General features: G+C 57.2%; 12 protein-coding genes, 2 tRNA genes and 1 pseudogene. 6 read left to right on the top strand and 9 right to left on the bottom strand.

The window, feature by feature from the left end:
- Positions 1-417 precede the first annotated feature (417 nt).
- From D1Y84_RS18050 to D1Y84_RS18065, 4 genes are read right to left on the bottom strand one after another with little or no spacing between them, the layout of a single operon-like run.
- Positions 418-936, bottom strand: a complete 519-nt coding sequence (locus D1Y84_RS18050; RefSeq protein WP_199726332.1) for a hypothetical protein — start codon at positions 934-936, stop codon at positions 418-420.
- Positions 930-1,814: an alpha-amylase family glycosyl hydrolase gene (locus D1Y84_RS18055; protein WP_199726333.1), complete on the bottom strand. Its 885-nt coding sequence runs from the start codon at positions 1,812-1,814 to the stop codon at positions 930-932. The genes D1Y84_RS18050 and D1Y84_RS18055 overlap by 7 nt, the downstream gene beginning before the upstream one ends.
- Before the next feature lie 14 nt (positions 1,815-1,828).
- Complete coding sequence (locus tag D1Y84_RS18060) at positions 1,829-2,221, bottom strand: hypothetical protein (protein WP_199726334.1); 393 nt, start codon at positions 2,219-2,221, stop codon at positions 1,829-1,831.
- Positions 2,222-2,259: 38 nt separating this feature from the next.
- A complete protein-coding gene (locus D1Y84_RS18065) occupies positions 2,260-2,532 on the bottom strand; it encodes a hypothetical protein (protein ID WP_199726335.1) in 273 nt (90 codons plus the stop codon).
- Positions 2,533-2,707: 175 nt separating this feature from the next.
- Between D1Y84_RS18065 and D1Y84_RS01060 the strand changes: the two genes are divergently transcribed.
- Positions 2,708-2,783: transfer RNA gene (locus tag D1Y84_RS01060), tRNA-Arg, on the top strand.
- A 693-nt stretch (positions 2,784-3,476) separates the two neighbouring features.
- Here D1Y84_RS01060 and D1Y84_RS01065 read toward each other — a convergent pair.
- The 4 genes and pseudogenes from D1Y84_RS01065 to D1Y84_RS01080 form a co-directional block, all read right to left on the bottom strand.
- On the bottom strand, positions 3,477-3,677 hold the full coding sequence (locus D1Y84_RS01065; RefSeq protein WP_148092678.1) for a hypothetical protein: 201 nt from the start codon (positions 3,675-3,677) through the stop codon (positions 3,477-3,479).
- Positions 3,678-4,665: 988 nt separating this feature from the next.
- Positions 4,666-4,881, bottom strand: coding sequence for a hypothetical protein (locus D1Y84_RS17720; RefSeq protein ID WP_148092679.1), 216 nt, complete (start codon positions 4,879-4,881; stop codon positions 4,666-4,668).
- An 804-nt stretch (positions 4,882-5,685) separates the two neighbouring features.
- The gene (locus tag D1Y84_RS01075) at positions 5,686-6,297 is read right to left on the bottom strand and encodes an alpha/beta hydrolase (protein WP_158615250.1); all 612 of its coding nucleotides are present in this window, start codon (positions 6,295-6,297) and stop codon (positions 5,686-5,688) included.
- A gap of 2,463 nt (positions 6,298-8,760) precedes the next feature.
- Positions 8,761-8,964, bottom strand: a pseudogene (locus D1Y84_RS01080) (TetR/AcrR family transcriptional regulator); the annotation flags it as partial.
- A 231-nt stretch (positions 8,965-9,195) separates the two neighbouring features.
- Here D1Y84_RS01080 and D1Y84_RS01085 point away from each other — a divergent pair.
- The 5 genes from D1Y84_RS01085 to D1Y84_RS01105 all read left to right on the top strand — a co-directional run bounded on the left by D1Y84_RS01085 (position 9,196) and on the right by D1Y84_RS01105 (position 14,673).
- On the top strand, positions 9,196-9,699 hold the full coding sequence (locus D1Y84_RS01085) for a TetR/AcrR family transcriptional regulator (RefSeq protein ID WP_255424371.1): 504 nt from the start codon (positions 9,196-9,198) through the stop codon (positions 9,697-9,699).
- 200 nt (positions 9,700-9,899) lie between these two features.
- Positions 9,900-10,340 carry a hypothetical protein gene (locus D1Y84_RS01090; protein WP_124846863.1) on the top strand — a complete coding sequence of 147 codons (441 nt, stop codon included), beginning with the start codon at positions 9,900-9,902 and terminating at the stop codon, positions 10,338-10,340.
- 1,197 nt (positions 10,341-11,537) lie between these two features.
- Entirely contained in the window at positions 11,538-12,155 is a 618-nt protein-coding gene (locus tag D1Y84_RS01095; RefSeq protein WP_233581533.1) for an alpha/beta hydrolase, read from the top strand.
- 845 nt (positions 12,156-13,000) lie between these two features.
- Positions 13,001-13,621 carry a hypothetical protein gene (locus D1Y84_RS17805; RefSeq protein WP_124846865.1) on the top strand — a complete coding sequence of 207 codons (621 nt, stop codon included), beginning with the start codon at positions 13,001-13,003 and terminating at the stop codon, positions 13,619-13,621.
- A gap of 851 nt (positions 13,622-14,472) precedes the next feature.
- Positions 14,473-14,673, top strand: a complete 201-nt coding sequence (locus D1Y84_RS01105; RefSeq protein WP_148092678.1) for a hypothetical protein — start codon at positions 14,473-14,475, stop codon at positions 14,671-14,673.
- A 693-nt stretch (positions 14,674-15,366) separates the two neighbouring features.
- On the opposite strand, the gene D1Y84_RS01110 is transcribed toward D1Y84_RS01105, so the two are convergent.
- A tRNA-Arg gene (locus tag D1Y84_RS01110) sits at positions 15,367-15,443 on the bottom strand.
- Positions 15,444-15,483 lie beyond the last annotated feature (40 nt).

Raw genomic sequence — 15,483 nt, forward strand, 5'->3', positions numbered from 1 at the left:
GATCCCAGTACTGCCCCTTGGCTGTAATCACTCGCTTGCGCCCGGCGCAACTGCCGTATCTGCTCGGTCTGTCGAACAACCGGTTCAGAGAGGGTGTAGCGCTTATATCGGAAGCATGGGTCGCTTCGATCGGCTTGCGATAGAGCTTGGCAACAGAATGTGAGCAATCGCGCGCAACACCGGCTCGGGTGCGCCTTCCAGGAGATCGGAAAGGTGCACGCGTAACACGCCCTCACGCATGCGGATCGTCGTGTTCAGGCTGGTGAACTTGCGAAACCGGGCATGAATGGGAGGGATCGGAGCACGCGGCCGAAGGACGCGGTACTCCTCGGAAAAAAGCTGTTGCAGGAACGGTTTCCACCAAGCGAAAGCCTAGCATAGAGACCCTCCAGGGATGTGAGTCCGCGACGGGCGGACTCACATCTCTGTTGAGTGTTCTAGTACTGGCCCAGACTGCGCGTTCTCGCTCTTCAAGGCAAGCAGCAGCACAGAGCGCGCCGTCACGCGCCGTATGCCTCGCCTGTTTTGAAGCTGCCGGAAGCGCCATTCTCCTCGAGGTTGGTGTCGATCAGCAGGGCCCACTCTTCGCGCCATAGGACTCGGGAAGCGTGAACTGGACTGGACGAGATCACTGTGCTCGTTGATGACCAGCAGCAGGGTGGCATCGCCGCCGCGCTTCTGGATTCCTGTGGGCTGCGCGCGGCATCCATAAGCATGCCGAAGCACTTCATGTTGGAGTCGCCCCAGTGCTCGTCTTCCATCTCGGTGCCGTTGGCGTTGATCCAGGTGAGATCCTTTCACGCCGATCGCCTCGTTGTAGTAGCCCTCGTAGAAGCGGCTGCGGCGCAGGATGGGGAACTTGTGACGGAGACGGGTCAACTCCTTCACAAAGGCGATGAGGTGCTTGCCCTTGTCGTGCAGGTCCCAGTTCAGCACGAGATCTCGGAATCCTGGCAGTACGCGTTGTTGTTGCCTCCTGCGTTCTGCCAAACTCGTCGCCCGCGAGCAGCATGGGCGTGCCCTGCGAAAGCAGCAACGTGGCCAGCATATTGCGGATCTGCCGCGAACGCAGGGCGTTGTGATCGCCTCGTCGTCGGTAGGTCCCTCAACGCCGCAGTTCCATGAGCGATTGTCAGAGCTGCCGTCGTTGTTGTTCTCGCCGCCTTGGCATCGTTGTGCTTCTCGTTGTAGGTCACGATGTCGTTGAGCGTGAAGCCGCCATGCGCCGTGAGGAAGTTGACGGAGGCCCACGGCTTGCGGCCATGGTGGTTGAACACGGCGTTGGACGCGCAGATGCGCTCGGTCAGCTCCGAAGCAGGTGCCTGGTCGCGCCAGAAATCGCGCACCGTGTCGCGGAACTTGTCGTTCCATTCAGCCCAGCCCGGGGGAAAACCACCGACCTGGTAGCCGCCGGGGCCGCAGTCCCATGGCTCTGCGATGAGCTTCACTGTCTGCAGAAGGGGGTCCTGCGAGCAGGCCTTGAGGAAGCCGCTCTTGTTGTCGAAGCCGTTGGGTTCGCGCGCCAGGATGGTGCCAAGGTCGAAGCGGAAGCCATCGACATTGGTGCCTTCCACCCAGTAACGGAGCGAATCCATGACCATCTGCAGCACGCGCGGATGGCTCACGTTGACCGTGTTGCCGGTACCGGTTTCGTTGATGTAGTAGCGTGGCTGGTCAGGGAGCAGGCGATAGTAGCTTGCGTTGTCGATACCCTTGAAGGACAACGTTGGTCCTTTTTCATTGCCTTCAGCCGTGTGGTTGTAGACCACGTCAAGGATCACCTCGAGCCCTGCCTCGTGGTACTTGGCCACCATCTCCTTGAATTCCTTCAGGGTGTCTGGCCGTTGGACGCGTAACGAGGATCAGGGGCGAAAAAGCCGATCGTGTTGTAGCCCCAGTAGTTCACCATGCCTTTTTCAAGCAGGTTGCTGTCATTCACAAAAGTGTGGATTGGCAGCAGTTCGACGGAGGTGACGCCCAGGTCCTTGATGTAGTCAATGACTGGTTGCTGGGCCAGCCCAGCGTAGGTGCCGCGCAGGTGCTCCGGTATGTCGTTGCGCTGCTTGGTGAAACCCTTCACATGGGTTTCGTAGAAGATGGTCTCTTCCCAGGGAACATGCTTGCGACCACGCGTACCGGTGAAGTCGAAGTTAGGATCCACCACGATGCATTTCGGGACAAACGGGGCCGAGTCGCGCTCGTCGAACGTTGTATCGTCCATCGACTCCATCACGTAGCCGAAGATGGCCGGGTCCCAGATCACCTCGCCGATGTGGGCGTAGGCGTAGGGGTCGAGCAGGAGCTTGTTGTGATTGAAGCGATGTCCATTTTCCGGCTCATAGGGGCCGTAGACCCTGTACCCATAGCGCTGCCCGGAGCCAGCCCCGGGATGTAGCCGTGCCAGACCTCGTTCGTGTGCTCTGGCAGCGCCAGTCGCTGCAACTCTTCTTTGCCATCGTCTGAAAAAAGACAAAGTTCCACCTTGGTCGCGTGGGCCGAGAAAAGGGCGAAATTGACTCCTTGCCATCCCATGCGCTCCCCGGTGAAATGATGTCCCCTCACGAATCTCGTACTGCGTCGCCTCTGCTGTGCTCACGAATGTTCCTGCCATCTTGTAAAGTCGTATTGCTGAATGAGAACTGGCGGGTAAGATGCAGGATTTCTTCTGCGCAGCAATTCGGGCAGCGATGAGACAATACATAGGCTTGGCCCCGTAGCTCAGGTGGATAGAGCGACGGTTTCCTAAACGCAGGTCGCAAGTTCGAATCTTGCCGGGGCCACCACTACTCACGAGTATTTATGCGGGTTGTAGCGACCACCTTCAAACTTTGTATTTACATCGGTTTGAGCGATGAGGGCTTCGAAAGCTTAACATTGACGCACCTTTGACCCTACGCTGTGTTCTCGCCACTGCGCTCTATGATGCACAGAGAAGCCCCGAAAACCGTTACCGACCCGGTGCACGAACCGTTACAAGGTGTAGGTAAGTTTTGGACGGTAACTAGGCGAAAATACGGCGAAACTGATAAGCTCGTCCAATATGGCTTGGCCTCAACTCCAGCCTTCCACACCTGCACTGGTTTGCCACCTACCGCCCCTGCCGCCGCTTGGTATTCGCGACTGCTAGCGTGCCGAATGTCACCCCTAGCCGCCACAGCGCCGCCAACCTTAAAGTATCCGGACTGCTCTCACGTGCAAGCCTACTCAGCCAACACCCCCACGCTGCATCCGTGGATGGCCGATCCCGACGAGCCCCGTCTTCGTACCATAGCCTCCTCACTGGTGGCATCGGTGAGGTTGACGCGAGCGTCGAACGAGGAGGTCGTGGCCAAAACTCAACCTGTCCAGGAGACCGTAACGACCTCAGTGGAGATAGCGGAGCAGATCTTGCGGCTTTCCTTGGAGAGGGTGCGATCTCTGGCGAAGTGACGTTCTGGGCGATGAGCCACCCTGTAACCGAAAGCGTCCGCTTAGTTTTAGCGATCCTGCCGCGTCTCCCTCGCCATACGAGCCGCCCGATTACCGGTGATGATCAGCACCAGCGCAATCAACGACACCAGGAAGAATGTCCAGTCCAGCACGTGGGTATGCTGATTTTGGTTCAGGTAGATGACTGGTAGCTCGACCATGACGATCACCATGCCAGCACAGACGCGTTTGCTCTCCAGATAATCCATGCCCGGAATCATAGATGGAACCCGACGCATAAAGAAAACCCCAACCGAAGTTGGGGCGAGTTTGCAGAATTGCTGACCGATCTGATGCGACCAGCGTTAACTGGGCTGCAAATGGCGTAAATTCGTTCTACATCTTACTGTCGGCGAAAGCCTGGAGTACTGCCTCCTTGCGCGCCAAGCGATGCGATGCTCTGCGTTCCACAGGCCCGCGCCCGACATAGGCGCGAGTCCTCAGAATCGTTGGTGGGACGATCTCCACAGATTTCACAGGCCCGGCCAGACGGCGCTCAAAGCACGAGACGATAGCATAGACCAGTACAGGGAGGATGAGAAGGGAGAGGGGTTCGAGATACACGGTCAGTCCTTTCGTACTTACGCAGGCATTTGGCGCCCTACGGATTAGCCTCCGCCAGCGCAGGTGATCCGATATGCGCACCCACGCGTAGCCAACAACACCACGATGAGGAGCGCTCCTACAGCAGCGAGCGTGAGCACGACCGAATCCATCGGCCCAGCCTTAATATGGTCAATAGTCCGGGTCGCCCGTCTGAGTTGGATTTATTCCGGGCCTGCGGTAGAGTCAGGCATGCCAGCTAAGGACATATCGGCTCCAGTAGCCGCGTGCATGCGGTATCGACCGCACGTCCCTGACATGCCTAATCTAAAAGAGTTAAGAACAAGATTTCGATTGAGTCAGGCAGATATGGGTCGCCTTCTGGGACCAGTTCAGACGGATGTAGGCAGCGGGAATCGGGTAGGCGTCAACCGGAATTAGGGACGCGCATCCTACTGCACCTTTTAGACCCTGAGCCTGAGACCGTACTAAAAGCGCTTTACCCCAATTTAGAGCTTCAGGCCAACTCAACCGATAAGTGTGAGTCGATCACTGTTCCTGCGGACAATCCCGTTAAGTCACTTAAAACCGGCACGTGATTAGAGACGTCATTCTCGCTCGCCGGTGCATAGCGCTCGACCATTTTCTGGATCGTTAGATCGCGGTACTCAGGCCCTGGAAGTAGCGCCTGAAGAGCCGCGAAGCCTTGTGCTGCCGTGGGAACACCGCGAAGCGAGGATCGCCGTGCGACGCTCCATGCAGCTGCGCGTACTCTCCCCAATCAATATTGCCGGGATTGTTGTTGCGCTGGGCACGGGAGTTGAGGACGTAGAATCCTTCCTCGCGTGCGATGCCTTCGGTGAGAGACATTAGGTTTTCTTTGCCACGATCTGGGCGTCGCGGCGGTAAATGCAGATGTCTGGTGGCGTGATCGCCGAATGGGGAGATATAGCTGAGAGCCTCGCCATGGCACGACATCGTCAAACCGAGCATCGATCCCTCGTCATGGTCCGCCGCTACGTCCACGAGGGCAAGAAATTGAGGCAGATCGCGGCAGGGAAGCTGGGGCTGTAGCCGATGCGCAAGCGACGCCGTCCAGCGCGGAACAGGGAAGTGGAGATCCCGCTTGACGCTCATCCTGAGACCTGCCCGGTCCGCGCGCTTAGGAGCTGGCTCGAGCGGGCCAAGCTAACCCAAGGCCAGGTCTTCCGCCGGATCGATCGACAACTCGCTCGGCCCACTCGTCCTGGCCTCTAGGGGAGCTTGGTATAGCGGAATACCCTCTGAGCTTGGGGATCGAGGAGATTGATTACTCCTGATATGTCGGCTTATGGGGAAGTAACCTCGGGCCGGGAACGGACAGATGCGTTTAAAGTATCCGATACGATGTTCGTAATTCACTAGACAGAATCCGCGTTGTCGGACGTAAGTGGTTTGTTTGTGAGTCATATAGAACCATGGCGGCTCGCTCATGTCAAGAAGTGCTCTACGCGGTGGATAGGCGGAGGGACCACATTCGCCCCTGGCCCAACTTCCCACAGCGGCGTTTATGGTTACTTACCCAGATGGCATCGGGGCTTAATGAGTACATTGGCCTGCTCTCGTCACTTGAGAACGACCGATCCGGGACATTCGACCAGCCGACTCAGATGGACGCAGTACTCTACTGCCTTCTCACCTGTTCCTGTTCACTGTTCTCAGGATTTCGGCGACGACGGCCTGGCCAGGCTTGCTTGAGGGGTCGACCAAATCGAAATGACCGCCATCTACGGGAATAATTGTTACAGAATCGCCCTTGGAGCGGGCGGCAGTCTGATAGTCGACTGCCAAGGTTCCTACGTGTTGCAAGAGGCCGCCGCTGAGGATGATCTGGGGGATGTTTAGCGGGAGAAAGCTCTGAACCGATCCGTCATGATAGCGCGCAGGCTGATCCGCAGGCGTTCCTTCCATGAACTGGGTGACGGCGGGCATTGGGCAGTAATCAGATTCCAAGGGTTGCGCCGCAGTGAGATCGGGTGGACCGTCGATGTCGATGATCTCCTTGATGGCAAGGGGACCGATTGTATGAAGCGGACTGGTGCTTGGCAGCTTAGGCCGGGCGCCAAGCCACAGAGCGAGTTGGCCGCCGGAGGAATGTCCAACGACGAATACCCTTGAGAGATCGAGCTTGTCCTTCGCGGCGATCTTACGTAGATAATCAACGGCTTTGGCCAGGTCAAGGTAAGTATTGGGCCAACCCCCGCCGGGGCTGCCTGCGCGGCGATATTCAATGTTCCACGTTGCCACGCCCCGCTCGTGAGAGCCAAGGACAGAGGCTCCATGAGTGAGTAATCCGGGGGTGGATGATCGCCGGGCAGATGATCTGCCCAACAACCTCCGTGGACGACGATGACCACGGGGACTCGCTCTCCGGAAGTCGGCAGACGGAGCTTTCCGAAGTGCAGAGGGCCAGAATCGTAATGCAATGTCTGAGCGTCTCTTGCGGGTGGTAAAGCCAGTGTCGATTGGGCCGAGGCGAGGCCTGCACAAAGGACAGGTGTGCAGGAGGTCACGAAAAGCCTGCTTATGGTTCCACTCAAGTGGTATTTGGCTGCACTCATCTTCAGTTTCATCTTCCCGCCCCTGGGCTTACGATGAGCCGTAACTCTAGCTGAATCGGCTGATTTCTAGAGTTTAGCCGCCCCTCAGGGGACGGACGCAAATCAACTAATCTCGTTCCGTTGCAATGGGCTGCTAAACACGCGATTCGCCAAAGTATTTATGCATGTGTGCTAAATCGCAAATGCACTCATTGACCACAGATAAGTAATTAGAAGTCGGCATATAGGAAGTGCTCTGATGAGGTTGCTGTCCCCCTCTCGGGCTGTCACTCACTTCCGTTAGCGGCTTGTCACCACTTAGCGACGGGTTCAGGTGAAGTCGATATCGACACAGAGCCGCGCACCTGCTGCACAAACGAATGTACTTGGTCTTCTGAACAACGCAGGCTGGTCAACCTGTATGTAGTGGCCGCTGTGCTGAACGACCACCTCTACTGTTAGCAGAAAGCGTTCTCAAGCCCTCCTGCTTCTGGTTCCACATCTGATCCTTCGTCTCTCGAGAGAGATCAAGATGGGGAGCTGCGACGGCCGAAGAGCTGCAGCCTCGTGCGCGGAAATATCGAAGTTGCCCAGTTCTCCTTGGAAAGCCGCAAGGTTTTCTCTGCATACACCCTCAAGTGTTGGAGCAATGGGGTGGAATCGATCACCTGGATTACCTCCAGGGCATGCTCCCAGAGGGCGATTTCTCTAGCCTCTCGTCGCGTAGTCACCGGGTCACTCCAGCCGTGGCCGCGCGGGTCGAAAGAGCAGGTACGGGTCGTCCTACCCAGGACAGGCTGCACGCCGCTCCAGACCAACCCGTCATTGCCTAAGCCTGAATCAAGAACAAGCGTCGGGCTGCCGGCACCTTGGCAGTTGATTGGCATGCGATGACCGTCAGCGATGAGTGTAGTCCCGGGTGGGGGTCGCATCGCGACAAGCAACAGCGTCAACACTGATTAGAACCACAATTGTGACTGCACAATACCCAGCAACAGAAGTGGTAAGCCCTCGGCAAGACGCCTCGCCATGGGAGAGGGCCGCCGACGTAGAGCCAACGACCGGGCGAGACAGAAACCTGAGACGCAAATCCCACAGCACACACAATCATAAGAGGCGAGAAGATCATCGCACCTCCTGAATGGAAGCGTATTCTCCTGCGTCGGTAAGGAAAAGTCGCCTTGCGGAAAGTGATCCGCTTCACACTGGGCAAAGGCAGAACTCACGCTTCCAGTCTCCCGGTGAACCGGGCCGATAGCGTGAGGACAATGCCAGCGGAAAGGACGCCGAAGCCCGACCACTCCGGCAGCGTTGACGTGATGCTCCCAACAGCATCAGTCCCACTCCGATGAGCATGAAACCGACCCAGCGTCTGCCTAGACCCATCACGTCTCTCTTGGAAGTCATTGCATGCACATGGACTGCGATCTTGTCCGGGTTTCCAAGCGTCTCTTTTACCTCATCCGGGCTCATGCCGAGCTTGATGGTCTTGCTCTCGACGGATCGGATCGGGACGGCAACGGCGGACGGTCGTCGGTACCAGACGCGCGTTCGTCGCGGTGCGATCGCTGCGTTCCGATCGTTGACTCGTCTTCTTCACGTCCTCGCGGCGTCATGCTGTCCAGACCCGGGAGCTTGACGTTCAACTCGGCCCGGTAACGGGTGCCCTGCCTTTCGGCTAGTGTCGTGACATTAACCGTAAGCAGCTCATGAGGACTGTATCCTTTTTCGGCGGCATGGATACGAAGAGCAAGATGCCAAACGTGATTTACCGTCTGCTTGATTAGCCGGAGGTCTGACTGGCGTGGCCAGCTTTTCTTGCTGGCAGCTTGGCCTTTGTCTTCGCTGGCTCAGAGGCGGGCTCCATACCTGGATCAGGCAGCAACACCCTTCCACCTTGCAAGAGCTTCATCACGTTGAAAGCAGTCGCTCGGGAGGATACTGCTCCCTTGCTGGCGCGCCAGATGTCTGCGGCGGTCAGCAGAACGTCCACAGCAATCCGCGGCTGTTAGAAGCACCGCCGGATCGTCATGTGCAACATGCAGACTCTTGGCAAGTTGCTCTGGAGCCCCCGCTGCTGTTCGCCAAGGTAGGTAGTCCCAAAGCCTGGCGCGCGCAGCGCGGCGATTGGCCAAGGATTGATCGAACCAGAAGCGCGCGCTTCGGATCTTCATCCTCGACCGCCAGTACAGCAAAGATTGGCATCGGCGAGCGCCCGTTCTACCGGTGCATCCTGAACACGTAGAGCGAAAACCTCAGTGAATTTTGCCGTGTTCGCCGTAAAGCTCGCCAGGACGATGGCGTCTTTACTCGGAAAATATCGGTACAGGTGTGACGGGCTGACATCGGCCGCCGCCGCGATTGTTTCCATCGTCGTCTGCTCATAGCGCCACTGGCGAAGAGCGTCATAGCTTCCGCAATGATGCGGTCTCTGCTGCGCTGCGCCTTTCGCTCTCTCATGCTTGACATGATCCTACATGAACATGAGGAAGAGGCATCTCCCATATGAAAGTCACTGTCAAATGAACAAGACTCTTTTTCTAATGTAGGATCATGTCATCGGCATGAGAGAGCGAAAGGCGCAGCGCACAGCAGAGACCGCATCATTGCGGAAGCTATGACGCTCTTCGCCAGTGGCGGCTATGAGCAGACGACGATGGAAACAATCGCGGCGGCGGCCGATGTCAGCCCGTCCACCCTGTACCGATATTTTCCGAGTAAAGACGCCATCGTCCTGGCGAGCTTTACGGCGAACACGGCAAAATTCACTGAGGTTTTCGCTCTACGTGTTCAGGATGCACCGGTAGAACGGGCGCTCGCCCGATGCAATCTTTGCTGTACTGGCGTCGAGGATGAAGATCCGAAGCGCGCGCTTCTGGTTCGATCAATCCTTGGCCAATCGCCCGCTGCGCGCGCCAGGCTTTGGGACTACCTTGGCGAACAGCAGCGGGGGCTCGCAGAGCAACTTGCCAAGAGTCTGCATGTTGCACATGACGATCCGGCGGTGCTTCTAACAGCCCGGATTGCTGTGGACGTTCTGCTGACCGCCGCAGACATCTGGCGCGCCAGCAAGGGAGCAGTATCCTCCCGAGCGACTGCTTTCACGTGATGAAGCTCTTGCAAGGTGGAAGGGTGTTGCTGCCTGATCCAGGTATGGAGCCCGCCTCTGAGCCAGCGAAGACAAAGGCCAAGCTGCCAGCAAGAAAAGCTGGCCACGCCAGTCAGACCTCCGGCTAATCAAGCAGACGGTAAATCACGTTTGGCATCTTGCTCTTCGGTATCCATGCCGCCGAAAAGGATACAGTCCTCATGGAGCTGCTTACGGTTAATGTCACGACACTAGCCGAAAGGCAGGGCACCCGTTACCGCCGGGCCGAGTTGAACGTCAAGCTCCCGGGTCTGGACAGCATGACGCCCGAGGACGTGAAGAAGACGATCGACACCGTGGTTGCCGATCCCGCCACCGCCTCTGCCGTCGAGAGCAAGACCATCAAGCTCGGCATGAGCCCGGATGAGAAGAAGCGCTTGGAAAGCCGCGACAAGATCGCAGTCCATGTGCATGCAATGACTTCCAAGAGAGACGTGATGGGTCTAGGCAGACGCTGGGTCGGTTTCATGCTCATCGGAGTGGGACTGATGCTGTTGGGAGCATCACGTCAACGCTGGCCGGAGTGGTCGGGCTTCGGCGTCCTTTCCGCTGGCATTGTCCTCACGCTATCGGCCCGGTTCACCGGGAGACTGGAAGCGTGAGTTCTGCCTTTGCCCAGTGTGAAGCGGATCACTTTCCGCAAGGCGACTTTTCCTTACCGACGCAGGAGAATACGCTTCCATTCAGGAGGTGCGATGATCTTCTCGCCTCTTATGATTGTGTGCTGTGGGATTTGCGTCTCAGGTTTCTGTCTCGCCCGGTCGTTGGCTCTACGTCGGCGGCCCTCTCCCATGGCGAGGCGTCTTGCCGAGGCTTACCACTTCTGTTGCTGGGTATTGGTGCAGTCACAATTGTGGTTCTAATCAGTGTTGACGCTGTTGCTTGTCGCGATGCGACCCCCACCCGGGACTACACTCATCGCTGACGGTCATCGCATGCCAATCAACTGCCAAGGTGCCGGCAGCCCGACGCTTGTTCTTGATTCAGGCTTAGGCAATGACGGGTTGGTCTGGAGCGGCGTGCAGCCTGTCCTGGGTAGGACGACCCGTACCTGCTCTTTCGACCGCGCAGGCCACGGCTGGAGTGACCCGGTGACTACGCGACGAGAGGCTAGAGAAATCGCCCTCTGGGAGCATGCCCTGGAGGTAATCCAGGTGATCGATTCCACCCCATTGCTCCAACACTTGAGGGTGTATGCAGAGAAAACCTTGCGGCTTTCCAAGGAGAACTGGGCAACTTCGATATTTCCGCGCACGAGGCTGCAGCTCTTCGGCCGTCGCAGCTCCCCATCTTGATCTCTCTCGAGAGACGAAGGATCAGATGTGGAACCAGAAGCAGGAGGGCTTGAGAACGCTTTCTGCTAACAGTAGAGGGTGGTCGTTCAGCACAGCGGCCACTACATACAGGTTGACCAGCCTGCGTTGTTCAGAAGACCAAGTACATTCGTTTGTGCAGCAGGTGCGCGGCTCTGTGTCGATATCGACTTCACCTGAACCCGTCGCTAAGTGGTGACAAGCCGCTAACGGAAGTGAGTGACAGCCCGAGAGGGGACAGCAACCTCATCAGAGCACTTCCTATATGCCGACTTCTAATTACTTATCTGTGGTCAATGAGTGCATTTGCGATTTAGCACACATGCATAAATACTTTGGCGAATCGCGTGTTTAGCAGCCCATTGCAACGGAACGAGATTAGATTTGCGTCCGTCCCCTGAGGGGCGGCTAAACTCTAGAAATCAGCCGATTCAGCTAGAGTTACGGCTCATCGTAAGCCCAAGGGGCGGGAAGATGAAACTGAAGATGAGTGCAGCCAAATACCACTTGAGTGGAACCATAAGCAGGCTTTTCGTGACCTCCTGCACACCTGTCCTTTGTGCAGGCCTCGCCTCGGCCCAATCGACACTGGCTTTACCACCCGCAAGAGACGCTCAGACATTGCATTACGATTCTGGCCCTCTGCACTTCGGAAAGCTCCGTCTGCCGACTTCCGGAGAGCGAGTCCCCGTGGTCATCGTCGTCCACGGAGGTTGTTGGGCAGATCATCTGCCCGCGCGATCATCCACCCCCGGATTACTCACTCATGGAGCCTCTGTCCTTGGCTCTCACGAGCGGGGCGTGGCAACGTGGAACATTGAATATCGCCGCGCAGGCAGCCCCGGCGGGGGTTGGCCCAATACTTACCTTGACCTGGCCAAAGCCGTTGATTATCTACGTAAGATCGCCGCGAAGGACAAGCTCGATCTCTCAAGGGTATTCGTCGTTGGACATTCCTCCGGCGGCCAACTCGCTCTGTGGCTTGGCGCCCGGCCTAAGCTGCCAAGCACCAGTCCGCTTCATACAATCGGTCCCCTTGCCATCAAGGAGATCATCGACATCGACGGTCCACGATCTCACTGCGGCGCAACCCTTGGAATCTGATTACTGCCCAATGCCCGCCGTCACCCAGTTCATGGAAGGAACGCCTGCGGATCAGCCTGCGCGCTATCATGACGGATCGGTTCAGAGCTTTCTCCCGCTAAACATCCCCCAGATTCATCCGGCTCGCAGGCGCTCTTGCAACACGTAGGAACCTTGGCAGTCGACTATCAGACTGCCGCCCGCTCCAAGGGCGATTCTGTAACAATTATTCCCGTAGATGGCGGTCATTTCGATTTGGTCGACCCCTCAAGCAAGCCTGGCCAGGCCGTCGTCGCCGAAATCCTGAGAACAGTGAACAGGAACAGGTGAGAAGGCAGTAGAGTACTGCGTCCATCTGAGTCGGCTGGTCGAATGTCCCGGATCGGTCGTTCTCAAGTGACGAGAGCAGGCCAATGTACTCATTAAGCCCCGATGCCATCTGGGTAAGTAACCATAAACGCCGCTGTGGGAAGTTGGGCCAGGGGCGAATGTGGTCCCTCCGCCTATCCACCGCGTAGAGCACTTCTTGACATGAGCGAGCCGCCATGGTTCTATATGACTCACAAACAAACCACTTACGTCCGACAACGCGGATTCTGTCTAGTGAATTACGAACATCGTATCGGATACTTTAAACGCATCTGTCCGTTCCCGGCCCGAGGTTACTTCCCCATAAGCCGACATATCAGGAGTAATCAATCTCCTCGATCCCCAAGCTCAGAGGGTATTCCGCTATACCAAGCTCCCTAGAGGCCAGGACGAGTGGGCCGAGCGAGTTGTCGATCGATCCGGCGGAAGACCTGGCCTTGGGTTAGCTTGGCCCGCTCGAGCCAGCTCCTAAGCGCGCGGACCGGGCAGGTCTCAGGATGAGCGTCAAGCGGGATCTCCACTTCCCTGTTCCGCGCTGGACGGCGTCGCTTGCGCATCGGCTACAGCCCCAGCTTCCCTGCCGCGATCTGCCTCAATTTCTTGCCCTCGTGGACGTAGCGGCGGACCATGACGAGGGATCGATGCTCGGTTTGACGATGTCGTGCCATGGCGAGGCTCTCAGCTATATCTCCCCATTCGGCGATCACGCCACCAGACATCTGCATTTACCGCCGCGACGCCCAGATCGTGGCAAAGAAAACCTAATGTCTCTCACCGAAGGCATCGCACGCGAGGAAGGATTCTACGTCCTCAACTCCCGTGCCCAGCGCAACAACAATCCCGGCAATATTGATTGGGGAGAGTACGCGCAGCTGCATGGAGCGTCGCACGGCGATCCTCGCTTCGCGGTGTTTCCCACGGCAGCACAAGGCTTCGCGGCTCTTCAGGCGCTACTTCCAGGGCCTGAGTACCGCGATCTAACGATCCAGAAAATGGTCGAGCGCTATGCACCGGCGAGCGAGAATGACGTCTCTAATCACGTGCCGGTTTTAAGTGACTTAACGGGATTGTCCGCAGGAACAGTGATCGACTCACACTTATCGGTTGAGTTGGCCTGAAGCTCTAAATTGGGGTAAAGCGCTTTTAGTACGGTCTCAGGCTCAGGGTCTAAAAGGTGCAGTAGGATGCGCGTCCCTAATTCCGGTTGACGCCTACCCGATTCCCGCTGCCTACATCCGTCTGAACTGGTCCCAGAAGGCGACCCATATCTGCCTGACTCAATCGAAATCTTGTTCTTAACTCTTTTAGATTAGGCATGTCAGGGACGTGCGGTCGATACCGCATGCACGCGGCTACTGGAGCCGATATGTCCTTAGCTGGCATGCCTGACTCTACCGCAGGCCCGGAATAAATCCAACTCAGACGGGCGACCCGGACTATTGACCATATTAAGGCTGGGCCGATGGATTCGGTCGTGCTCACGCTCGCTGCTGTAGGAGCGCTCCTCATCGGTGGTGTTGTTGGCTACGCGTGGGTGCGCATATCGGATCACCTGCGCTGGCGGAGGCTAATCCGTAGGGCGCCAAATGCCTGCGTAAGTACGAAAGGACTGACCGTGTATCTCGAACCCCTCTCCCTTCTCATCCTCCCTGTACTGGTCTATGCTATCGTCTCGTGCTTTGAGCGCCGTCTGGCCGGGCCTGTGAAATCTGTGGAGATCGTCCCACCAACGATTCTGAGGACTCGCGCCTATGTCGGGCGCGGGCCTGTGGAACGCAGAGCATCGCATCGCTTGGCGCGCAGGAGGCAGTACTCCAGGCTTTCGCCGACAGTAAGATGTAGAACGAATTTACGCCATTTGCAGCCCAGTTAACGCTGGTCGCATCAGATCGGTCAGCAATTCTGCAAACTCGCCCCAACTTCGGTTGGGGTTTTCTTTATGCGTCGGGTTCCATCTATGATTCCGGGCATGGATTATCTGGAGAGCAAACGCGTCTGTGCTGGCATGGTGATCGTCATGGTCGAGCTACCAGTCATCTACCTGAACCAAAATCAGCATACCCACGTGCTGGACTGGACATTCTTCCTGGTGTCGTTGATTGCGCTGGTGCTGATCATCACCGGTAATCGGGCGGCTCGTATGGCGAGGGAGACGCGGCAGGATCGCTAAAACTAAGCGGACGCTTTCGGTTACAGGGTGGCTCATCGCCCAGAACGTCACTTCGCCAGAGATCGCACCCTCTCCAAGGAAAGCCGCAAGATCTGCTCCGCTATCTCCACTGAGGTCGTTACGGTCTCCTGGACAGGTTGAGTTTTGGCCACGACCTCCTCGTTCGACGCTCGCGTCAACCTCACCGATGCCACCAGTGAGGAGGCTATGGTACGAAGACGGGGCTCGTCGGGATCGGCCATCCACGGATGCAGCGTGAGGGTGTTGGCTGAGTAGGCTTGCACGTGAGAGCAGTCCGGATACTTTAAGGTTGGCGGCGCTGGTGGCGGCTAGGGGTGACATTCGGCACGCTAGCAGTCGCGAATACCAAGCGGCGGCAGGGGCGGTAGGTGGCAAACCAGTGCAGGTGTGGAAGGCTGGAGTTGAGGCCAAGCCATATTGGACGAGCTTATCAGTTTCGCCGTATTTTCGCCTAGTTACCGTCCAAAACTTACCTACACCTTGTAACGGTTCGTGCACCGGTCGGTAACGGTTTTCGGGGCTTCTCTGTGCATCATAGAGCGCAGTGGCGAGAACACAGCGTAGGGTCAAAGGTGCGTCAATGTTAAGCTTTCGAAGCCCTCATCGCTCAAACCGATGTAAATACAAAGTTTGAAGGTGGTCGCTACAACCCGCATAAATACTCGTGAGTAGTGGTGGCCCCGGCAAGATTCGAACTTGCGACCTGCGGTTTAGGAAACCGTCGCTCTATCCACCTGAGCTACGGGGCCAAGCCTATGTATTGTCTCATCGCTGCCCGAATTGCTGCGC

It is taken from the genome of Acidipila sp. EB88 (genome assembly GCF_003858395.1).
In the GTDB taxonomy this organism is placed as follows: Bacteria; Acidobacteriota; Terriglobia; order Terriglobales; family Acidobacteriaceae; genus EB88.